This window comes from Paenibacillus sp. MER 180, assembly GCF_023713665.1.
GTDB classification, from domain to species: domain Bacteria; phylum Bacillota; class Bacilli; order Paenibacillales; family Paenibacillaceae; genus Paenibacillus_B; species Paenibacillus_B suaedae.
Genome location: NZ_JAMAVT010000015.1, coordinates 1 through 21,577, shown reverse-complemented (window position 1 = coordinate 21,577; position 21,577 = coordinate 1). Strand labels below are relative to the sequence as shown.

Below are 21,577 nucleotides of genomic sequence, written 5' to 3'. Positions count from 1 at the left end.
CAATCACTCCTTCTTTTCGTTTCGTTGTAATTCCACTTTTTCGATGAATGTAAAGTTTCGCTCGAAGCGATCCTTCATGCGAAGCCTAATGCGGAGACCTAGTCCGGCAGTCGGCTCCGTCTTCCACTGCGCTGGCCCCATATGCACCTGCACGGCTGGGATTGTCGTCAAGCACTCCAATCCTTCCGTCCACTGCCAGCCGAGTAAATCCCGGCAGCGTTCCACCATATCCATGCGATCCTTGGAGCGAATGAGAAGCAGCCATTCCATCTCAACAACCTTCTCAATCATCCCTTGTGACTCCGCATGATGGGGCGAGCAATCGATGTAGGGCTCAGCCACGTCGTACGCGATAAGCGGCTCGGTCTGATCCGCCTTCAGGCCGTCCAAGGGAACAACTGGCATGTTCAATGCCTTCCCCATGGGCACGAGCCATCGTTCTACAATGTCGCGATATACAATCAATCCACATCACCTCCCTTCATCTACTGGGAAAATTGTTAATCTTGCATCCTGCTCATTTGCTAATCGGCCATCCTAACAGAGTGTCATGCTGCTTGCTTGAAATCAACGAAGGCAGCTTCCTTTCTGCTCACGATGTCCACGTTAATAGTATAAAACGGCGAACACATGTTTGGTTTAAACTGCTTTTATAGTTTCTTTTTGATTTGTTTTTAATTATTTATAGGAACAAATGTTCTTGTTTTTGTGGTATAATGGGAATACCTGCCCACGGTGTTCCATTTCGATGCTGGACCCAATAGATAAATAGGAAGTACACAACCTCGAGTATGAATGGAAACAAAGGAGGCCTTGCCTAATGGTAATGGGGTTCATGGACATGCCAGAGCATGAAGCGATGGATGCGAAACAAGCAAAAGCACGAATTGATGAGGTATTTGCCAAATACAGAATGTGTAAAGTGATGAAGTTCGCCGTTCGCGAGGCGCGGATTACAACGAATTATGAAGCGAGAGAAAATGGCGCGACGAACCGGGTCGGCGATCCGACTGCCGCAGTAGCGGTCTATAATACAGATAAAGCGAGCGAATGTCTGGCGTTTTGCGAGCTGATTGAGTCCATCGTGCACGAATTGGAGCCGGACGAACAGCTGCTCATCCGCGAGCGATATATGAAGGAAGCTCGTATGACGGACACGAAGGTGTACAATTTCCGATTCGATCCCCCGATCAGCGCCGTAACCTACGGACATATCCGCAAGCGCGCATTCGCCAAGCTGCTGAATGCCTTCCAGTACGCCTTTCGTTCGACCAAGACATCATAATGCATAGAGATATACTGAACGTAAACAAGCCGACCAGGATGCCATCATCTTAGGTCGGCTTGTTCGTATCTTGCTAGAGTGAATGGATACGACATCTGACAAGCAGGAATACTTTTCTGTTGCACATTCGCATTTAGGTTACTATAATAGTAGTAACTTTTTATTCAATCAGAAAGGAATGTCTCTCTTGAACTTTCGTGTATATATTTTGGCAGTAGCCGCATTCGTCGTCGGCACGGTAGAGCTTATTATCGGGGGAATCCTCGATCAGATAGCCGCGGACTTGAACATTACCGTCAGTGCAGCCGGGCAGCTGATTACGATCTTCTCGATTGCCTTTGCGATATCGGCACCAATATTAATGAATCTCACAGCCAAATTTGAACGCAAAAAACTGTATATTGTCTTTTTGTTCATCTTCCTAATCTCGAATCTTATCGTGGCGTTCAGTTCGAATTATGCTACATTGCTCGCAGCCAGAGCCTTGTCGGCATCCAGCGGCTCGCTGCTTATCGTGTTGTCCATCACGATTGCCTCGAAGCTCGTCCAACCGGAATATAAAGGGCGCGCCATTGGCGTCATCTATATGGGCATCAGTGGATCACTCGTCTTAGGCGTTCCTATTGGTATGGTTATCGGAAATGCATACGGATGGCGGGCGCCGTTCCTGCTAGTTGTGGGACTAACTGCAATTGCAATGCTAGGGATTTATGCCTTCTTATCGAAGGTTCCCCCTTCCGAGGTTACGACCCTGCGTACACAGTTCGCTTCATTGAAGAATGCGAAGCTCGTCAGCGGTCATCTTATTTCGTACTTGATGCTGACAGGGCATTTGACCCTCTATGCATATCTGACTCCATATTTACAGGAGACGTTCCAGCTTAGTCCAGGCATGACCAGCATTGTGTACTTCTTGTTCGGTTTGGCAGCCGTATCTGGCGGAGGGCTTGGCGGCTTGATGGCGGATAAATGGGGAACAAAACGCTCCATTTTGTTGATTGTATCAAGCTTCGCGGTGATCATGTTTGTCCTGCCGCTGACGGCACAAGTATCGTTCTACGTCTTCTTGATTGCGATGGTGATTTGGAGTGCGCTTAGCTGGGCATTGTCCCCGGCGCAGCAAAGCTATCTCATGCAGACTGCTCCCGATACAGCTGACATCCAGCTCAGCCTGAACTCATCGGTGCTTCATCTTGGTATTGCGAGTGGTTCTGTCGTTGGCGGACTTGTCATTGAACAGAGCTCTGTAGCCAATAATGCATGGGTCGGCTGCCTGTTCGTCCTGCTGGCGCTGGGAAGTGCCATGTTCTCCCTGACTCGTTCTTCCCGAGTTAAGGCCAATACAGCCGCTGCAGCTGAATAAATGAAGCAAGCCGAAGGCAGTTGATATGATACAAATTCCACGCTCTGGAATTGTAAATCCACGGGTTCAAATTTGGTTAATCACTTGGTTAATTGGATGCGAATTTATATTCATTGCGGGCGGATATTAAGCCCAAAAAACGACACTCTACTCCGAAAATTGGTATAGAGTGTCGTTTTTTATTTTTCATTTTAGGAAATTTGATTTCAGTTACATTTCATTAACATGAAAGCGTTGACACGATACAATTTGTATCATATATTCTAAGTGAACCGCCATCATTTTCAGAATATGTAAGGAGGTGTAAATAACCCGAGAAATGCTATCTATCATTTTGAGAAAAGGAGTGCACAGCCGATTGAAAAATTTACGTTTATTTGTAAGTCGTTTGCTAGTAGTCGTATTGACGCTATTTTCCCTACTCTTTCCGATTTCCGCATACGCATTTGATTCACAAGCACAATTGACGGGCAAGGCACTGAGTCCTGAAGTGCGTGCAAAAATGCAGCAGATTGTTGATCAGAATAAATTTACAGAAGGTCAAGAGCCTGTACTCCATCCCGATTTGCAAAACCTTACTGACGACAAGGAAATTTCAGTTATCGTCCAATTATCCGAAGCCCCAGTAGCTCTAGCGAAGGGTATGAGTATGCTTGAGGGCAAATCATTTACTGCAGCCTCAGAACAGAACACGAAACAAAAGATCAATAAACAGCAACAAAGCTTTGTCAGCCAATTAAGTAGCAAGAGTATCAACGCTAACGTGGGCTTTACATACAATTATGCATTTAATGGGGTCTCCCTTAAAGTAAAAGCAAGTCAAGTGGAACAGTTACTTAAGATGAAAGGTGTACAAATGGTAGAGCCTGACGTGGAAGTTCACGCTCTGGGGGCAGAGTCCTCAAAACTGCCGGATAGTGAAGTCCATCCGAACATGAACACGAGTAATCCATTCCTTGAAGTTCCATCTGTATGGGCCTTAGGCTATACAGGCCAAGGAGTTAAAGTAGGCGTTATAGACACCGGAATTGATTATACTCATCCAGATTTAAAAGACGTTTATAAAGGCGGACATAACTTTATTACGCAAGTAGTAGACGGTTCCGATACGGGATACGCTCGCACTAGAGGAGACGATCCGTATGAAACTACGCCGTTGGATCACCCTGATAATAGACCGTGGATTCACCCTACTACTGGAAATCCTTTTAATACCTCACATGGTACCCATGTTGCCGGGACTATTGCAGCTCAAGGCCAAAATCCTTTTGGCATAAAGGGACTTGCCCCTTCCGTTGAATTGTATGCTTATCGCGTGCTGGGCGCGTATGGAAGCGGCTCGAATTCAGGGGTTATCGCAGGTATTGATAAAGCCGTCGAAGAGAAGATGGACATTATCAATCTATCTTTGGGCGGATCTACCAATAGCCAAGTTGCTTCTGACGCGATCGCCATCAACAATGCAGTTCTAGCAGGTACGACAGCAGTCCTTTCTACGGGGAATTCAGGTCCAAATAGAGGGACGATCGGCAGTCCGGGCACGGCAGCCTTCGCGATATCGGTGGGCAACTCTACTGTTCCGGAAAAAACGATGGCCGGAAAGGCTACTGTAACTCTAGACAAAGCGGGAACGGTCACACCATATATCATGAATTTGATGGCATGGAAATTCGGCACAGACCCGAAAACCATTTTGACCGGAACGTATGATGTCGTCGCAATCCCTGGCGTTGGTAAAGTGACGGATTACGTAGGTCTGAATGTGGCAGGCAAAGTCGCTCTCGTTGCCCGCGGAGATATTGCCTTCGTGGATAAAATCGCGGCAGCGAAAAGTGCAGGTGCCGCAGCGGTTATTGTTCACAACTCTGCGGGTGGAACGAATACTCCAGGACCATCGGGCGCCTTTGTGGGAGATTCCTTCGCTTCCATCCCAACGTTTGATATGTCCTACACGGACGGCAGCGCACTGCGAACGGCTCTTGCGGGCGACTCAGGTACCGTCACCTTCGGAGAATTCACCACCGGTTCGACTTTAAGTGACGATATCAATAGTTCAAGTTCGCGCGGACCTGCCAATCCGGTCTTTGATATTAAACCGGACGTGGTGGCTCCAGGAACTAACATCATGTCATCGGTTCCTGCCTATGGCAAAGATTATCTCGATAATCAAGGACAGCCTCTGCCTGACTACCCTGACTATTCCGAATCCTACGACCGTTATACAGGAACGAGCATGGCTGCTCCGCACGTAGCGGGGGTTGCTGCTTTGCTTAAATCGCAGCATCCGGATTGGACTCCGTTCGATATTAAAGTCGCGATTTCGAATACGGCCAAGCAATTGGACGTAACGAAATACGACGTCTTCTCTCAAGGTCCGGGACGTATTCAGCCGCTTAAAGCAGCGACAACTGAAGCGCTCGCGTATGAATTGGATCAAACCACTTTCTCCAATAAGACTTATGACTACACCAAGGGAACAATCACCTTCGGCAATGTATCTCCGAATACGAACAATCCAACAACGGTATCACGGTCTATTCTTGTTAAAAATGTAACGGGAAGCCCAAGCGACTATACGGTATCCGTCCAAATGACGAAAGCGGCGACAGGTACGCTTGCGAGCTCAAACGTGACAGTCGACAAGTCCAGCTTTACGTTAAACGATGAACAAAATTTGACCGTGACGCTAAATGTTCCGAAAGGGACTGGAGCAAACGGTAACGAAATGCTGGGTTACGTGAAGATTACAAACGGTACGACAAATCTAATTCTTCCCTTCGCGGCGAATTTCGCCCCACCGACGGGATTGAAGACCTTTACGATCGACAGCAACCATATCTCTCCGAACGGGGATGGCAAGCTGGACAGCACAACTGTGAGATATGAATTCCACGATAGGCAAGGAACTTCATACATTCAACTTTATGATCTAAACAATATGAGCGGCGGATATTACGGAGACGGTACTATCGGATGGATTATGAACGGCAGCGTGACAACGGGAGCAAAGACGTTAACCTTTAACGGTATGTATCATCAATGGGGTCAGCCGGGAACGACGCTGAACACAGCTGTTCCGGAAGGCGCCTATGCCATGGAGATTGTAGGGCAATCCTCTTCAACAGGAGCAGTGACAGGGGATTGGATTCCGGTGTATGTCAAGACGAGTACGCCAAAATTCGTTTCTCCCGACAGTTTACATGTTACGGGTTCGAATGTGCAGTTCTCCGGCTCGATCGACGATTCATACGTAAAATTCGGCCCAGTCGTTGAAGAAGAATTGGGCTTGGCCTACAACGTTAACGACAACTTGCATGTGAAATACGAACTATTGGACAGCGACGACAACTTGATTTCCTCGCAACCTGTAAAGCTCGATCAAAATGGCAAGTTCGATATCACGTTAAGCGGTTTAACGACCGGAGCGAATAAGCTGAAATTGCTCGTAGACGACGCGGCAGGTAATCATGCGGAGAAAGTCATTACGATTACTAACGCAGATCCCGTGTTAAGTGGAATTAAAGTACAGCCGGAGGCTCTAACCTTAGGTGTCGGTTCCACTGCAAATCTTACGGTAACGGCTCAATATGTTGACGCAGACGGCAAGCCATTCCCAGTAAGTGTTAGTGACGTCACGTATGGGGCCATCTATGCCGATTACGATCTCAGTGTCATAGACGTTGTCTATGGTAAAGTAACGGGGGTAGGAGAAGGCAGCACGACGATAACGGTAGCTTATGAAGGGAAATCGGCTTCAGTACCCGTCACTGTCACTACGACCCCAGTCGATCCTGTATTAACGTCGATTTCGGTATCGCCGGACAGCGCAGCTCTAAAAGTTGGGAAGGATGCTCAACTTGCGGTCACCGCGGTGTATAGCGACGGAAGCAAGAAAGACGTTACAAGCGACGCAGATTATCGTACAGCTAACCCAAGCATTGCTGCGGTAAGCGATACCGGCAAGGTGACAGCCGTTGGAAAAGGTGAAACGACAGTAACCGTAGCTTACGAAGGTAAAACCTACGCGGTACCTGTTACCGTTACAGAAGAAACGACAACCCCAGTCGAATTAACGTCGATTTCGGTATCGCCGGACAGCGTAGATCTTAAAGTTGGGAAGGATGCTCAGCTTACGGTCACCGCGGCGTATAGCGATGGAAGCAAGAAAGACGTTACAAAGGGTGCAAAGTATAGCGTTCCTGGTATGAACATTGTTACAGTAAGCAATACCGGCAAGGTGACAGCCGTTGGAGCAGGGAAAACGACGATCACTGTATCTTACGAAGGCAAATCTCATGAGGTATCAGTCACCGTAACCAAGGATTCTGGCACAACGACACCGACTTCTCCAAGCTCGCCATCGACTTACACACCAAGCCCACCATCGACTCCAGCACCAATAGGCAAGAAAGTAAAAGCAGGCACGCTCACTACGACGAAAAACATTAAGGGTGCGACTATCGCAACGATAAGCGTATCGACTGAGGCCTTGATCGCCCAGCTGAAAGATTCGAAAGCGACTGACGCCACGCTGGACCTTACCGATATTGGCTTCAACGACTACAGCAGTGTGAATGTAATCTTTAATAAAGCAACGGCTGACAAACTACTGGCATCCGGCAAAGGATTGATCCTTACCGGCAATGGATTTACCATCCGAATTCCTGCGGATGCATTGGCTGATTTTATTGGTACAAATGGATTTAAAGCAAGCTTATCGGCAAAAGATTCTGACAATGGTGAAGTTAACATCCATTCGGCAAATCAAACAACCGTCGTATCGCAGATCGTCACGATCGGCAACGATACAGGAAAATTGAGTCATCCGATTAAGATCGAGCTTAAGCCGGCTAACAAAGTAATTGATTTGCAAAAAGTTGGCGTTTACCAGCAAGATGAAAACGGTAAATGGGTATATGTGGGTTACAATGCCGTGCATCAGCCGGGGAATATTCAACTTACAACCTCTACGCTCGGCACCTTCGAGCTGATGGAGATTCACATTTCATTCGACGATATTCAGACCCATTGGGCAAAACATGAAATCGAAGTTATTGCGGCTCAACACGTAACCAAAGGGAAAAGCGAATCCAAATTCGTTCCGAACGATACGATAACGCGCGCAGAATTCGTGGCGCACTTGGATCGTATTCTTGGCAAAGAGAAAGAATGGAGTCATTACGTCGCGATGGCAGGCGCAAATGATATTCTAGGTCGCGAAGAAATGGTCGTGCGAATGGTCAATGCGATGAATGTCGATCTGAAGGGTGAGAAAGCGCAATTAAACTTCAAAGATAAAGATCGGATTTCGGCGAGCGCCCAAGCCGCTGTAGCTTATGCTGTGGATAAAGGGTTGATCAATGGCATGTCTAACAACACGTTCGCTCCTGATCAAAGCTCTACTCGCGCACAAGTGGCTTCTATTCTCTATCGTATGATGAAACTCTTAGGCACAATTTAATCTCAATAAGTAATCAGTTCCATAGGATGTAAAAAAGCAGTCCTCATCGGTGAACTGCACCTCCAATCGCTAGATGGTGTCTAACAATTGGGGTGCAGTTCATTCGGAGGCCTGCTTTTTGCTGCTTTTTACTGCTCTTTACTTCTTTTTACCTCCTTAAACACGAGGCTATTCATGCAACAGTTTAATCCTCTTTAATAACGAAGCCGCATCAGCAGTGACTTCATTTCCTCGTCCGCCATGAGCTCTGCATTATATTTTTGTGAAATTCTCGCCAAGGCAACATCATGGTAAAAGAACTCAATAAAGAATTTTACGAATGGCTGCGCCCCGGTGCGCATTGCCTGCCATTCCCCTTGCTCCATCCCCGCGAACATAATTTGGGATGAGTCGGCTGCAACCAGCATGAATCTCTCCAGCGTATGATGCTCTTCCGTCGGCGATAACGTATTCAGCTTCGACACTCGGGCTTTCGGCACATCTGTCCCCGTTACAAATGCCTCCACTCGTACGCCTTCCCGCTCCTTCTTCTCAAGCAGCGGCACATATTTCCGAAATTCATCGCTCCACATTGAGACGATAATCGTGTCCTGCGCCTCTTCAATCAGATGCTCGCAATACGCCATAATCGAAGCTTCCGATTTCAAGCTCCACACATGATTGTCCGCTGCGATTTTGCGCTCATTCATTTGCTTCAACTGTTCAATGCTCTGTTCGAATTCCTTGGACAGCTTCTCGATAACAACCTGAAGCGGCAGCGCCAAATAGGTCTTTTTCTTTTCGGATATGGAATCCGATATTAATCCCTTATCAATAAGACGCGACAGCACCTCATATATTTTCGCCTTCGGCACGCCTGAGTGCTTGACCACACTCGTTGCATCCATAGGGCCGTCTCCTGCCACCAACGTCTCGTATACTTTGCTCTCATATTGTGAAAAACCGAATTTCTGAAGCATAGCTCCTCCTTCTCTTTCCTGCAGCCGTATCGGAACTTGTCCGCATCATGATGATGTTAGGATTATCTTACTCCAGCCGATTCAAAATGAAAAGTCGAGCGCGAAGCGAAGCCGAAGCACACTTGCATTATTTTGTAATATTTTTCAAGAAACCATCGCAACCGTTGCTGCATCTAGTAGGTGTATAAGTCTGCCTTTTCTCATATGGGTCTGGAATTAGATGATAAAAAGATCCTGCCGCTATATGAATATATGATCAATTTTAATAAAATCGAGGTGTACTTGTATCAAAGGAATGACGAACCTGGTAAACGGAATATGATACGCAGATGCAGAAAGGAAATAGTGCTTTGAATCTATCTAAGGAAACTCACGCAAACAAACACAAATCAGACAATGAACGCAAATTTTCTGTCCGTTTGACTGGATTTTTCTTTATTATATTCGCCTTATTCGCCATACTTATTATACGCTTGGCGTTGCTGCAATTCGTAGATGGCCCTGCCCTCAAGCAAAAAGAAACTTCATTGGGCTACCGGACTACAGCTATCGCACCGATTCGCGGAATCATCTATGATGCCAGCAATCACAAGATCGCTTATTCCACATCGACACAATCACTTTACTTTAACGTGAACAAAAACTACAAGAATAAAGAAAACATGGCGGAAGCCAAGAAGCTCGCTGAAAAGCTCGCCGAGAGATTCAAAAGCAATACCAAGACGGGAGAGGAACAATCAGTCGAGGACATAGTGAAGCGTATGGATTTGAATGCCAATGTTAATCCCGTATATGTCCCCCGCTTGATCAAAACGGATTTATCCTCGAAGGATATTGCTTATTTTTTGGAGCATAAGTCCGAATATAAAGATCTTGAGATTATAGAAGACAGCGTCAGAAACTATGATCAGGATACAGTCGCGGTGCAAACAATCGGCTATCTGAAAAAGTTCAGAGGGGTCAGAGAGTCCTACGATTATTATAAGGAGATATACGAAAATAGAAATTCCCGGCACGAGGAGCTCAGATACCTCGATTATGAGGATGTCGGTGTTGACGGGATGGAGTTCATGTACCAGGAAGAGCTCCGCGGCAAAAACGGACTCAAGAAATTCCCGGTTAACGTAGCGGGACGAATTATGGGCCCCATGGAATTGACCAAGCCTGAGCGGGGCAACAATCTTCACCTGACCATTCATAAAAGCATTCAGATGAAAACAGAAGCTGCGATTATGCAGACGCTGCAGAAAATACGAAACTCCTCCAATCCCGTAGAGCAAGCGCCTAACGCACGTACGGGCTATGCCGTCGCCATGGAAGTGAAGACGGGCAATGTCGTCGCCATGGCCAGTATGCCGGACTATGACAGCAACGTATGGAAGAACGGCTCCATCAGCGTTGAGGATTACGAAAAAAATAAATCCTTTATGAAAAACGGCACGATTAAAGCAGCCTACGGCCCATACGAGGAAAAAGAAATGAACAAGCACCCGAACTCCATCGTGTATCTTGGCTCTACAATCAAGCCGTTGTCCGTCCTTATCGGTTTGAAGGAAAAGCTGTTCAGCGTGTACGATGATTATCCTGACATCGGCTATGCCGAAATCGGACTCGAAAAAAGGAAAATCCGGAATGCGAACAACAAGTCGCATGGTCGCATCGATGCCGCAAAAGCGCTGGAATTCTCCTCCAATGCCTTTATGATCGATTTGATCGGCAAACGTTTATATTCCCGAACGGATGTGAACGGACTGAAGACATGGGACAAATATATGGAAATGTTCGGACTTGGTGTAAAGACCGGCAGCGGACTGCCTGGAGAGATAGCCGGCCTAAAGGACTACATGAGCGAAGCCGTGCGCGCCAGCGCGCAATCCGCTCTTGCATACGCCTCGTTCGGCCAGCAGGGCAAGTATACAACGCTTCAGCTCGCCCAGTATGCGGCTACGCTGGCTTGCATGGCAAGCGAATGAAGCCGCAGTTCGTCAGCAAAATTACGGATCCGGACGGAAAGGTAGTAAAAGAGTTTAAGCCGGAGATGCTGAACGAAGCAAAGTTCGATAAAGCCTATTGGGACTTGATTGAGCTTGGCATGAGCCGAGTGAAGGTACAGGGATTTGAAGGGTTCAATTATGACTATTATCGGAAAACGGGAACATCCGAACAGGAAGTCGCAAAAGGCATCAGAGTAGAAAATGGAGTGTTCATTGCGTACGCTCCCGCGCAAAATCCGACCTTAGCTGTCGCAGTCGTTGTTCCGGAGGGCAATTACGGGGCTTATAGCGCAGCGCCAATCGCGCGAGCGATATTCGATGCGTACGACGAGGCTGTTGGGCTTACGGGCACGCCGCGCAACACTTCTACAGATCAGCAATTTAAAAATTAAATGACAAGCGATGGCCTTCGATTAAATGGGGTCATCGCTTTTTTGATTAGGCTAAGACTCACTAGCTGAATAACCTTACCTATTTTTCGTGAATTTTTATAACCAAATTTAGCTTTATTTGTTATGATAAAGTCCATACTGATGAATGGTATCACATCAGAGAGCAAGTGGCTCCCTCATTAAAGCTTGTTCTAAGCTCGCATGTGACCTTCTGAACAAACCCATATCCAAACTCATATCAAGTGGAGGCAGATACTGAAATGAATACGGCGAAAACGTTGGATAAGCCGAAGCAGCGCAAGCTGCTATGGAGTGCCGGAATGAGCTGGATGTTCGACGCGATGGATATCGGCATCATCTCCTTTATCGCGGCGGCACTCGCAGCCGAATGGAGCTTAACCCCGCAGCAGACAGGACTCTTTACAAGCATTAATTCGATTGGCATGGCAGTAGGCGCGCTGCTCGCAGGAGCATTAGCGGACAAATACGGCCGTAAGTCGGTTCTGCTCTGGACACTGGTCATCTTCTCGATTGCTAGCGGATTGTCCGCAGCAGCAACAAGCTTCACGATGCTGTGCATATTGCGTTTCATCGCCGGAGCGGGTCTTGGTGGCGAACTACCCGTCGCGTCAACCCTTGTCTCTGAATCCGTCCCTGCCAAGGAACGCGGACGTGCCGTTGTCCTGCTGGAGAGCTTCTGGGCAGCTGGCTGGATCGCTTCTGCACTGATTGCTTACTTCGTTATTCCTACATACGGATGGCAAGCGGCATTTCTAATCTGTGCCGTTCCAGCACTGTACGCACTTTACTTGAGAAAGGCAATTCAAGATCCGCCGCGCTTTACTCAGCAGGCGAAGCAATCAGAACAGCAGAAGCTGTCGTTCCGCGAGCGCTTTGTCGCAGTATGGTCTGGGCCGCACCGCCGCTCTACGATTATGCTGTGGGTATTGTGGTTTACCGTGGTCTTCTCCTATTATGGCATGTTCCTCTGGCTGCCTTCTGTTATGATGCTGAAGGGCTTCAGCTTGGTCAAAAGCTTCGAATACGTGCTCATTATGACGCTCGCACAGCTGCCCGGATACTTCACCGCCGCTTACCTCATCGAGAAGTTCGGGCGCAAGTTCGTCCTCGTCTTGTACTTGCTGCTTACCGCAGGCAGTGCAGCTTGGTTCGGCAGTGCGACAACGGAAGGCATGCTGATTGCAGCCGGAATATGCTTGTCGTTCTTCAACCTTGGAGCATGGGGAGGCATGTACGCGTATACGCCAGAGCTGTACCCGACCAAGGTTCGTTCTACCGGCGTTGGTCTTGCCGCATCCTTCGGCAGAGTCGGCGGCATTATCGCTCCGTACCTTGTCGGTATGCTCGTCGCTCGACAGGTTGCGATTAGCGCGATCTTCTGGCTGTTCTTCGTCACCATTGTAATCGGTGCGGTTGCCGTCCTCTGGCTTGGTACGGAAACGAAAGGCAAGGAGCTAGAGGAGTAAGCGAGCAAATTTGTTATATCGCAATAAAAATAGCAACAGCACCAGTTCCCCCTCCTGATCGTAGAGAGACACTGGTGCTGTTTTTTCATAGCAGCTTCATAACCCAATACCCGTCATTTATCAACCTCAAATTTATATCCAACCCGCACGACCGTTGTAATATGCTTAGCTTTATCCCCCAGCTTGTATCGGAGGTTGCGAATATGTGTGTTCAGCGCCTTGTCGCCTCCGCCTTGCTCATATCCCCATATCGTTGTAATGAGCGTGTCTCGAGTAATTACTTGCTCCTTATGTTCCATAAGACTCAACAAGATCGTATATTCCGTATGAGTTAAATTGATTGGCGTCCCTTCAATCGACACCTTGTGGGCAGACTTATTCATATGAATGCCGCACAAGATAATATCGTCTTGCTGCTCGTCCTGACTCGCAGACTTCAGCAATCTCCTTGCTCGTGCCATGAGAACCGCAGGCTTGAAGGGCTTCGTTACATAGTCGTCAGCGCCCAAGTCAAAGCCAAGGAGTGTATCCTCCTCATCACTACTAGCCGTAACTAATATAATGGGAACCTTGGACACATCACGGATACGGCGGCATACATCCCAACCATCCAGTTCCGGAAGCATGACATCCAGTATCACAAGGTCGATATCCTGCGCTGCAAATAGCTCCAACCCTTGCTGTCCATCCTCGGCCGTATAAGCAACATATCCATCATCCTTGAAATAATGAGCCATTGATTCCCGCAGGAGCTCATCACCTTCGATAATTAATACCTTTTTCATAGCGTGATTCCCGTCCTATTACCCATCTTATCCGCTCTAATCCCTGCATCCATCATTCCCCCGGCAATTCCTGCATATACGCGAAGTGCCGCCAATACGGCTATTTTGACCCCTGTTTGCACTACTCGCTCTTTTTCTCATCATACCCTACACCGCCACTGTATAGCCTACCGCTACGCGTTCATTGCCGCAGTATCGGAATGGAAGCTTCAAACCGTACGCCCTGCTCGATGTTGTGCATGGAGTACGAGATTCCCAGAGCATCAAAAATCTGCTTTACAATATATAGTCCCAATCCGCTGCCCCCTGTGTTGCGATTTCTCGATTTCTCAACTCGATAGAAAGGTTCGAAAATCTGCTGCATGTCCTCTTCCTTAATGTTCACGCCCGTATTGATGACTTGAAATTGAATGCTGCCCTCCTGCACATCCCGGGTTAGTTGAATGCATACCTTTTCTCCCTGCGGAGAATACATAATCGCATTATGGATGATATTTTTGCACGCTTTCTCCAGCATCAGACGATCAGTGTGAACCATTATGTCTGAAGCAATATGCTTCATAAGCTGAATCTCCCGCTGAGACGCAAAATATTCAAGATCCGCAGTTATTTTATCCACGAGCTGCGAGAGATTCACTTCTTCAAGCTGCAGCTTGAATGTATCACGCTCCAACTTCGACATGCTTAAAATCTCACGAACCAACTGCTCCATTCCCTCGACAATCTGATGATTTTTCTGCAAATATTGATCGCGATCGCGATATGGACCGATATGATAGATCATTCCTTCCAGATAACCTTTCATCACGGTAAGAGGAGTTTTCAATTCATGCGCTGCAATCGCGAAAAATTCCCTGCGTTTTGTTTCTACTGCTCTTTCCTTTTCAATATCGCTCTTTAACTGCCGATTCGCATTGTGCAATTCTTGCATCGTTTGCTGCAAATTCACGGACAATTCATTTAGGCTGGTCGATAACTCCCCCAATTCATCCGTAGAACGCACCTCGATTTGTTCGGAAAAATCCAAGTTCGCCATCTTCTGCGCACCTTGATTAATGTAAAGAAGCGGCTTCGTGATAAACCTCGAATACAAATAAGCGCTGCCTATGCCAATCACAATAACGATAACGCTTAAATAAGGGAGAAAAAGTACCAATACTTGCGAGGCCTCATCTATCGGTTGAAAGGTAGCGGACACGACGAGCGTTAACTTCGCATCCAAAAACTGAATGGGCACGGTGACATCGAAGGAGTTTGAATTCACGATTGGTTTTGCTCTTTCGACTCTCACTTCCGCCGATAGTGAATAACCTTTGCGAACCGAAGAAAAAAAGGGAGAGTAAATGATGACTCCCTCTTTATTTTGAAGATAGACGACTGCATTATTTTTTTTGGCAAAGGCATCAAGAAGAAGCACGCCATATTGCAAATCGAGATCCTTCGATTTCGTTATGATTTCTTCAATCCCGGTCTGAAGCTGATTCGTCTTGTACTGCTCATAAAAAGTAGGGAGAAAGAAGTACAGCGATACATAAATCAGGACGGCAAAGGATAACAGAATAAGGGACGTAGTCACGAAAAGCTTATAGGTAATACGCTTCATCTTCAGCATGTCCAACCATTTACTCATCAATTTTGTAGCCGATCCCCTTTACGGTTTTAATGTAGGGTATATCTAACTTCTTTCTAATATTTTTGATATGTGTATCGATGACTCGCGTCTCTCCATAATAATCGAATCCCCATACTTTCTCGACGATGCTTTCTCTTGTGAGCACTTTTTTCTCATTTTGAACAAGCAGCTGTACGATTTCAAATTCCTTCGTCGTTAATGGGATTTCAATCTCGTTGACGTATACTTTATAGGCATCGCAATCTACTTGAACTTCCTTGAACGCCAGGCCATTATTCGTTCCTTGATCCTTGCTTCTTCTTAATACGGCCTCGACTCTCCGTATCAATACATGAAAGGAAAAAGGCTTCGTAATATAATCGTCGATTCCGAGATCGAAACCTTTTAATTGATCCTGTTCTTCCTCTAAAGCAGTTAGCAAAATGATGGGAACATTGGACTCACCCCTAATCATCTTGGCAACTTCGAATCCGTTAAGGTTAGGCATCATGACATCCAATAGAATTAAATCGAAGGATTGCTTATTGAATTGTTTCATGCCCTCTATTCCATCGGATGCAACTTCAACGCTATAGTGTTGGGTCATCAAAAACTGTTTGATTAGTTCCCGAATCTCTTGATCATCTTCTACCACAAGAATCTGATAGTTCATTATGATATCACCTCTTGAATTAGTATAGCCGTGCTATCTGGAGTTTATATGGAGAGACCGAAAAATCCCCACCAAAACTCTACATGATCTTCATAGTAACTCCAGATAAGGGTCATACAATGAAGTCGTAAACAAAAATACATTCACGAAGGAGATTGACAATTATGAAAAAGACACTCGCTACAACTGCTTTAGGAGCTGTACTCACACTCACTTCTTTGGGATCCGCATTCGCTGCCGAGGTGCCTGCGCAATCCATCGGGAATGGACAACTGACAACGGCTGTTAAGGTAAAAGCAGCAAGCAATCTCGATGAAGCAACTCAAAGCAAGGTGAAAGCCATTTTCGATCAAGTGAAGAAAGGGACGCTTACGAAAGAACAAGCCAAACCTCAGCTGCAAGAACTTGGCCTCGATGTAGACTTTGATTTCAAAGCGGCTCATGACGACATCAAGTTCAAGGGCAAAGTGACTTCCGTTAGCTTCGATGACGCTACCAAAGAAAAAGCAAAAGCTATTCTTGAGCAAGCCCAAGCCGGCTCCCTTACAAAGGAGCAGGTGAAAGCCCAACTGCAAGAGCTTGGCATTGACATGGATGTGGATTTCAGCAAAACAGCTCATCGCGTTACGGTAAAGATGGATGAATCAAAATTCGAAAATCTTGACGATGCTGCCAAGGAAAAGGCAAAAGCTATTCTTGAGCAAGCTCAAGCCGGCTCCCTTACAAAGGAGCAGGTGAAAGCTCAACTGCAAGAGCTTGGCATTGACATGGATGTGAATTTCAGTAAAGCAGCTCATGGCGTTATGGTAAAGATGGATAAGTCAAAATTCGATAACCTTGACGATACTGCCAAAGAAAAGGCGAAAGCCATTCTTGAGCAAATGAGAACAGGAGCGCTTAGCAAAGAGCAAGTGAAAGCACAGCTGCAAGAGCTTGGCATCGACATAGATGTAGATTTCAGCCCGGCTCACAACATGAAGAAAGAAACAAAAGCAATTCACTTTGATGATGCTACCCAACAAAAGGTAAAAGCCCTCTTTGATCAATCAAAAGCAGGAACAATCACGAAGGAGCAAATGAAAAAACAACTCGATGAAGTTCTTGGTGTCCAAACCCTTGATTTCCATGTAGAAAAATAATCAAAGAAAATCTTGGTTCTCAAGCTACGTAGAGATGCCCAAAAGATAAACACGACCCGTGAGATTGCTATTCAGCAGCCTCATGGGTTTTGTATGTTAACACCGAATCCACTTCCAGATAATAACATCACGTTCTCTAGTTAAACTCCTAGCTAACTACATGTAGGCTCCAGATCAGTCCTATACATTAAAGATATCAAACAAAGTATATGTCACGTACGGATCGTTAAAAGAATTTCCAGAAAATAAGGAAACGAAAGGGATACCCATTGATCAAGCTATTTATTACTTGAATGATCCGAACCATATTGATTTTTCTTATTGATTAGGGTTTGTCAAAACGTAAAGATGAACTCCCTATATGGGGTGTTCATTTTTACACAAACAATTTTACATAGCCAAACATTATTATTTTCATAGAAAAAGCCTATTCCTTCTTCTCGGTACGAGTTGGAATAAGCCTTTGAAAGTTTTCAAGTCTTGGTCAAGTTGTATTGTGTTTGGTTTGTTAGTTGTTGAGATTATAAACAAGTTTAACTTTAAGTAAAAATTCTACTCCATCCATACTTTTTTGTATTAAGCAAATACTCTTTGACAGGTATAAAATTAGTACTCTTTAATTCAATAGACACATTCGAACTGCTTACTGCAGACAAGTCACATCTTCCATAGGGCCATGCTAGAGTCCCCTCTACTTCATAAATATTTCTTTCATCTTCCTGATATACTTCACCCCATGTTTTATTTATTTTCATCAAGCTATTATCCAGCCAACTTAGTTTGGAATAAGGAGGTTCCTTACTATATAATTCCACTTCGATGTTTCCACCAGTAACATCATGAAATGTGAGCCTAGAGTAGCCAGAGACGTAAATATCATCATTGAATGGTTTGGTATGTTCAGTTAATCCATACGCTTCTAAACCATATACACTAATAGGTAGAGTTACCCCCCATACATCTAGTACCAACTTAGTAGAAGACATTGAAGGATAATCAATGTTTATTGTGGACTCATTTAAATATATCAGCTCAAATTTTTCATCGGAAATATTTAATATCAAATCTATTCCAACCTCCTTAAAATTACTTCTAATTGTTTACTTAATGCCTTCTCACTGAAAGCATCGCCGCTAGTTATTTTCTGAGTCCCGAACATTAAATCACCCGAGGCCTTTCCTTTGTTGACCAATTTAAAACCGTATCTCGAAAGCTCCTCATCATTCATTTTATATATTTTGCTGAAATAGGGATTTTTCTCTCCACCTACTATTTTCAGTGAGCCTCCTGGCTCGATTACTCGTGGAATATCACCTTCAAGTGCATCATAACCGTACGCCAGCTTATTCTTGGACAATTGCCCAACAGACTTTTGTAAAGCTTCAAATCTTTCATTGATAAACGTCGTCGCTTGACCCCAGTTTACCTTAATTCCCTTAATATTGCTTCCTTTCGATATTCCTTGTGGCTTGATTGGCGGTTGTGTATTACGACTGCGGGCAGCTCTAGCGCCAATAGCACCAGCTAATGCGTCAACCCCTTCACTCGTATGCTCCACGACAAAGAAGTAGTTCTGAGTCGCTATATCTGTGTCATCCTTGAATCTTTCATATATGAGCTTCGCGATTTCATTTTTTTGCTCTGGCGTTAAATGCTGATCTTCCCATGCATTATATTGTTTTATATCAATTATTTGATGGTCAAATAAGACAGGATCAATATCTTGAACTCGAAAACGATTAGGCAAATCCCATCTATCGATGGAACTGTAGAAATCCAGCGCCTTCGATAAATTACTATTTGCTACTCGGACATCTTGCGGGATCTTGCTCGTCGCCATCTCCATCCCTTGTTGAGAGTCAGCAAGAATCGCACTAACGATTCTTTGGTCTCCGGGTTTCTCCAGCCTCTTGCATCGGTGAATACTTTGCCGAGCAGGCCCTCAAACCTATCTTCTGTGCGGAATCAATCATATTTTTATAAAAAAAGCCTATTCCTTTTCTTTGTTCGAGTTGGAATAAGCCTTCTAAGATTATTAAGTATGTTTGTCTTTAATGGTGGTTTGTTGGTTGTAATGTAAAATTTCACAACAAATTTGCAAACCTAATATTTAACAGTCCTTTTATTAAGCAGTTGAACTACTCACTCTTAATAGCGCTTCTCCCAGATCCAAAATACTCTTGAAAAAAACCGAAGTCAAACAATTTCCCCTGAAATTTCATTTGTTCATAATCTACTTTTTTTAACTTAGCTTGTTCTATGCTGCTGCTATTCATGAAATCAAATGGAACAGTCTCTGCTATATCAAATTTTAATGTTATTTTAGGCTTACATTCAGTTACAATCATTAAGGATATGTAACAATTATCAAGAAAAGACAGCTTCCCACCGCATTTACATACAATATCACCTTTATCAATTGTATATGGCCAACTATGATACTGCTCACGACCCTCGAGGAGATTACCTTCAATTATTTTGAAATCTGCACCCTTCACCCCTTCAATTTCAACCCTCATTTTCCCAAACACAAAAAGTGAATCATCTTCTATATTAAGGCCCTGATTTTGTATTTGATCTTTAAAATCATAAATATTAATAACAGTATTAATAAGCTCAAATTCATATATTCCTCTGATATCACTCGGAAAATTCAAAAAAATTGTCGGTGTAAGTTCTCCATCACCATCCACAATTGCATCAAATTCTTCATTACTTATGTCTAGAGTAAGAACCATTCACTATAACCTCACTTTTTTATAAAGGTATACTGATCTAACATTGGCGATTTAATATTTTCACCATCTGTAGTTAAATAACTACCATCATTGGGTATTTCTCGTCTTTCACCCTTTATTTTCAACCCTTTATCGTCTAATGTTCGCACCAATTTATTCATATTAGAGCGCGACCCAGTAATAATAATTTCCCCATTTCTTGATAAAACCCTTGTTACTTCAGTATTCAATGGATCATAGCCATATGGGTTCTCTATAATGATTTTACTCTGGCTCCCTGTCTTAATATTAGTTAATTTTGTTGCATCTCCGTAATGCACACCAGAAGCCTTAGGGTCTATATCAATATTGTATGCGCCTTCTGTAGGTTTGCCTCGTGCCCCAATATTTAGTGTTCCATTTTCATCAGCGGGTTTTTGCAAATATTGGTTTGAGCTTTTACTCGTCCCCTCACCGGTTGAATTCTTATTTTTTCCCGACGCGGATCCCGATGCTGAATTCTCCGGTTCGGTGCCAGGATAGTATTTCCGCACCTCGATCTGATTCTTCGTAGGCTCAAGAGGCTTCTGCGTAGACGATTTATAGTTCACATTTGGTCCATCGTACGCCAGCTTATTCTTAGGCAATTGCCCAACAGACTTTTGTAAGGCTTCAAATCTATCATTGATAAACGTCTTAGCTTGACCCCAGTTTACCTTAATTCCCTTAATATTGCTTCCTTTCGATATTCCTTGCGGCTTGATTGGCGGTTGTGTATTACGACTGCGGGCAGCTCTAGCGCCAATAGCACCAGCTAATGCGTCAACCCCTTCACTCGTATGCTCCACGACATAGAAATAGTTCTGAATCGCTAGATCTGTGTCATCCTTGAATCTTTCATATATGAGCTTTGCAATATCATTTTTCTGCTGTGGTGTTAAATGCTGATCTTCCCATGCATTATATTGTTTTATATCAATTATTTGATGGTCGAATAGGACGGGATCAATATCTTGAACTCGAAAACGATTAGGCAAATCCCATCTGTCGATGGAACTGTAGAAATCAAGTGCCTTCGATAAATTGTTATTCGCTTCCCGGACATCTTGCGGGATCTTGCTCGCCGCCATCTCCATCCCTTTGTTGAGAGTCAGCAAGAATCGTACTAATGATTCTTTGGTCTCCGAGTTTCTCCAGCCTCTCGCATCGGTGAATACTTTGCCAAGCAGTGTCGTAACAGCATTAATAAGCTATTCCTCTGCTTTCCTTTTCCCCTCCTCTTCTGGTAGCTCTTCCTTCAATTCTTCCATTACTACAAGTTCTTGTTTTGCCATTCGTTTCGTCCTTAGATTTTGGTCATGCAAACAAGGCTCATTCCCCCTTATTGTTCGAGTTGGAATCTCATAAGCCCCTTAATGATCTTGGACACTAAGAGTGTATATGAATTACACTAATAGTTGATAGGGGATGATGAAATGAAACGAACGAAACATTCAACAAACTTCAAATTACAATTGGTGAAAGAAGCACTGGAGACTGGAAATAAAGCGGCGGTTGCTCGCCGCTATGAAATAGCAACGAACATGCTCCATCGTTGGATTAATGAATATCGCGATGGCAAATTCGGTGATGTTCAAATGGAACAAATCCCGGAGTTCGACTCCAAAGCAATAGCTGAAGAAAATGATCAGTTGAAAAAATTGCTTGGAG

The 21,577-nt window shown here is 44.8% G+C and carries 18 protein-coding genes; 8 read left to right on the top strand and 10 right to left on the bottom strand.

What is annotated here, in order from left to right:
• Nucleotides 1-3: 3 nt before the first annotated feature.
• Complete coding sequence (locus tag M3661_RS21890) at nucleotides 4-465, bottom strand: hypothetical protein (RefSeq protein WP_021254395.1); 462 nt, start codon at nucleotides 463-465, stop codon at nucleotides 4-6.
• A 355-nt stretch (nucleotides 466-820) separates the two neighbouring features.
• Between M3661_RS21890 and M3661_RS21885 the strand changes: the two genes are divergently transcribed.
• The 3 genes from M3661_RS21885 to M3661_RS30355 all read left to right on the top strand — a co-directional run bounded on the left by M3661_RS21885 (nucleotide 821) and on the right by M3661_RS30355 (nucleotide 8,109).
• Nucleotides 821-1,285, top strand: a complete 465-nt coding sequence (locus M3661_RS21885) for an ArpU family phage packaging/lysis transcriptional regulator (protein WP_021259509.1) — start codon at nucleotides 821-823, stop codon at nucleotides 1,283-1,285.
• A 178-nt stretch (nucleotides 1,286-1,463) separates the two neighbouring features.
• Nucleotides 1,464-2,648 (top strand): MFS transporter, encoded by a 1,185-nt coding sequence (locus tag M3661_RS21880; protein ID WP_065294281.1) that lies wholly within the window; start codon nucleotides 1,464-1,466, stop codon nucleotides 2,646-2,648.
• Nucleotides 2,649-3,006: 358 nt separating this feature from the next.
• Nucleotides 3,007-8,109 (top strand): S8 family serine peptidase, encoded by a 5,103-nt coding sequence (locus tag M3661_RS30355; protein ID WP_285853200.1) that lies wholly within the window; start codon nucleotides 3,007-3,009, stop codon nucleotides 8,107-8,109.
• A gap of 194 nt (nucleotides 8,110-8,303) precedes the next feature.
• Here M3661_RS30355 and M3661_RS21860 read toward each other — a convergent pair whose 3' ends face one another.
• A complete protein-coding gene (locus M3661_RS21860; RefSeq protein ID WP_251488585.1) occupies nucleotides 8,304-9,068 on the bottom strand; it encodes a TrmB family transcriptional regulator in 765 nt (254 codons plus the stop codon).
• A 350-nt stretch (nucleotides 9,069-9,418) separates the two neighbouring features.
• Between M3661_RS21860 and M3661_RS21855 the strand changes: the two genes are divergently transcribed.
• The 3 genes from M3661_RS21855 to M3661_RS21850 all read left to right on the top strand — a co-directional run bounded on the left by M3661_RS21855 (nucleotide 9,419) and on the right by M3661_RS21850 (nucleotide 12,941).
• Nucleotides 9,419-11,041 carry a penicillin-binding transpeptidase domain-containing protein gene (locus M3661_RS21855; protein ID WP_311279609.1) on the top strand — a complete coding sequence of 541 codons (1,623 nt, stop codon included), beginning with the start codon at nucleotides 9,419-9,421 and terminating at the stop codon, nucleotides 11,039-11,041.
• The gene (locus M3661_RS30550; RefSeq protein ID WP_311279607.1) at nucleotides 11,023-11,454 is read left to right on the top strand and encodes a penicillin-binding transpeptidase domain-containing protein; all 432 of its coding nucleotides are present in this window, start codon (nucleotides 11,023-11,025) and stop codon (nucleotides 11,452-11,454) included. The genes M3661_RS21855 and M3661_RS30550 overlap by 19 nt, the downstream gene beginning before the upstream one ends.
• A gap of 260 nt (nucleotides 11,455-11,714) precedes the next feature.
• Nucleotides 11,715-12,941, top strand: coding sequence for an MFS transporter (locus tag M3661_RS21850; RefSeq protein ID WP_021259515.1), 1,227 nt, complete (start codon nucleotides 11,715-11,717; stop codon nucleotides 12,939-12,941).
• A gap of 113 nt (nucleotides 12,942-13,054) precedes the next feature.
• On the opposite strand, the gene M3661_RS21845 is transcribed toward M3661_RS21850, so the two are convergent.
• From M3661_RS21845 to M3661_RS21835, 4 genes are read right to left on the bottom strand one after another with little or no spacing between them, the layout of a single operon-like run.
• The gene (locus M3661_RS21845; RefSeq protein WP_065294242.1) at nucleotides 13,055-13,726 is read right to left on the bottom strand and encodes a response regulator transcription factor; all 672 of its coding nucleotides are present in this window, start codon (nucleotides 13,724-13,726) and stop codon (nucleotides 13,055-13,057) included.
• Complete coding sequence (locus M3661_RS30350) at nucleotides 13,723-13,848, bottom strand: hypothetical protein (protein ID WP_285853199.1); 126 nt, start codon at nucleotides 13,846-13,848, stop codon at nucleotides 13,723-13,725. The genes M3661_RS21845 and M3661_RS30350 overlap by 4 nt, the downstream gene beginning before the upstream one ends.
• Before the next feature lie 59 nt (nucleotides 13,849-13,907).
• Nucleotides 13,908-15,356 carry a sensor histidine kinase gene (locus M3661_RS21840; RefSeq protein ID WP_065294243.1) on the bottom strand — a complete coding sequence of 483 codons (1,449 nt, stop codon included), beginning with the start codon at nucleotides 15,354-15,356 and terminating at the stop codon, nucleotides 13,908-13,910.
• On the bottom strand, nucleotides 15,349-16,014 hold the full coding sequence (locus M3661_RS21835) for a response regulator transcription factor (protein WP_251488732.1): 666 nt from the start codon (nucleotides 16,012-16,014) through the stop codon (nucleotides 15,349-15,351). The genes M3661_RS21840 and M3661_RS21835 overlap by 8 nt, the downstream gene beginning before the upstream one ends.
• 161 nt (nucleotides 16,015-16,175) lie before the next feature.
• Here M3661_RS21835 and M3661_RS21830 point away from each other — a divergent pair, with 161 nt between their 5' ends.
• The gene (locus M3661_RS21830) at nucleotides 16,176-17,150 is read left to right on the top strand and encodes a hypothetical protein (RefSeq protein ID WP_251488582.1); all 975 of its coding nucleotides are present in this window, start codon (nucleotides 16,176-16,178) and stop codon (nucleotides 17,148-17,150) included.
• A 539-nt stretch (nucleotides 17,151-17,689) separates the two neighbouring features.
• Here M3661_RS21830 and M3661_RS21825 read toward each other — a convergent pair.
• The 4 genes from M3661_RS21825 to M3661_RS21810 form a co-directional block, all read right to left on the bottom strand.
• Complete coding sequence (locus M3661_RS21825) at nucleotides 17,690-18,214, bottom strand: hypothetical protein (RefSeq protein ID WP_251488580.1); 525 nt, start codon at nucleotides 18,212-18,214, stop codon at nucleotides 17,690-17,692.
• A 2-nt stretch (nucleotides 18,215-18,216) separates the two neighbouring features.
• The gene (locus tag M3661_RS21820) at nucleotides 18,217-18,990 is read right to left on the bottom strand and encodes a hypothetical protein (RefSeq protein WP_251488577.1); all 774 of its coding nucleotides are present in this window, start codon (nucleotides 18,988-18,990) and stop codon (nucleotides 18,217-18,219) included.
• Nucleotides 18,991-19,288: 298 nt separating this feature from the next.
• Complete coding sequence (locus M3661_RS21815) at nucleotides 19,289-19,888, bottom strand: hypothetical protein (RefSeq protein ID WP_142545679.1); 600 nt, start codon at nucleotides 19,886-19,888, stop codon at nucleotides 19,289-19,291.
• Nucleotides 19,889-19,899: 11 nt separating this feature from the next.
• The gene (locus tag M3661_RS21810; protein WP_251488574.1) at nucleotides 19,900-20,997 is read right to left on the bottom strand and encodes a hypothetical protein; all 1,098 of its coding nucleotides are present in this window, start codon (nucleotides 20,995-20,997) and stop codon (nucleotides 19,900-19,902) included.
• 345 nt (nucleotides 20,998-21,342) lie between these two features.
• Between M3661_RS21810 and M3661_RS21805 the strand changes: the two genes are divergently transcribed.
• The coding region (locus M3661_RS21805) for a transposase (protein WP_251488572.1) at nucleotides 21,343-21,577 on the top strand (235 nt) is incomplete at its 3' end.

Bases quoted from the DNA above. Each gene is read 5' to 3' on its own strand.
- M3661_RS21815 (WP_142545679.1), bottom strand. From the start codon at position 19,888: ATGGTTCTTACTCTAGACATAAGTAATGAAGAATTTGATGCAATTGTG.
- M3661_RS21880 (WP_065294281.1), top strand. From the start codon at position 1,464: ATGTCTCTCTTGAACTTTCGTGTATATATTTTGGCAGTAGCCGCATTC.
- M3661_RS21885 (WP_021259509.1), top strand. From the start codon at position 821: ATGGTAATGGGGTTCATGGACATGCCAGAGCATGAAGCGATGGATGCG.
- M3661_RS21840 (WP_065294243.1), bottom strand. From the start codon at position 15,356: ATGAGTAAATGGTTGGACATGCTGAAGATGAAGCGTATTACCTATAAG.
- M3661_RS21830 (WP_251488582.1), top strand. From the start codon at position 16,176: ATGAAAAAGACACTCGCTACAACTGCTTTAGGAGCTGTACTCACACTC.
- M3661_RS21860 (WP_251488585.1), bottom strand. From the start codon at position 9,068: ATGCTTCAGAAATTCGGTTTTTCACAATATGAGAGCAAAGTATACGAG.
- M3661_RS21810 (WP_251488574.1), bottom strand. From the start codon at position 20,997: ATGGCGGCGAGCAAGATCCCGCAAGATGTCCGGGAAGCGAATAACAAT.
- M3661_RS21845 (WP_065294242.1), bottom strand. From the start codon at position 13,726: ATGAAAAAGGTATTAATTATCGAAGGTGATGAGCTCCTGCGGGAATCA.
- M3661_RS21820 (WP_251488577.1), bottom strand. From the start codon at position 18,990: ATGGCGACGAGCAAGATCCCGCAAGATGTCCGAGTAGCAAATAGTAAT.
- M3661_RS21850 (WP_021259515.1), top strand. From the start codon at position 11,715: ATGAATACGGCGAAAACGTTGGATAAGCCGAAGCAGCGCAAGCTGCTA.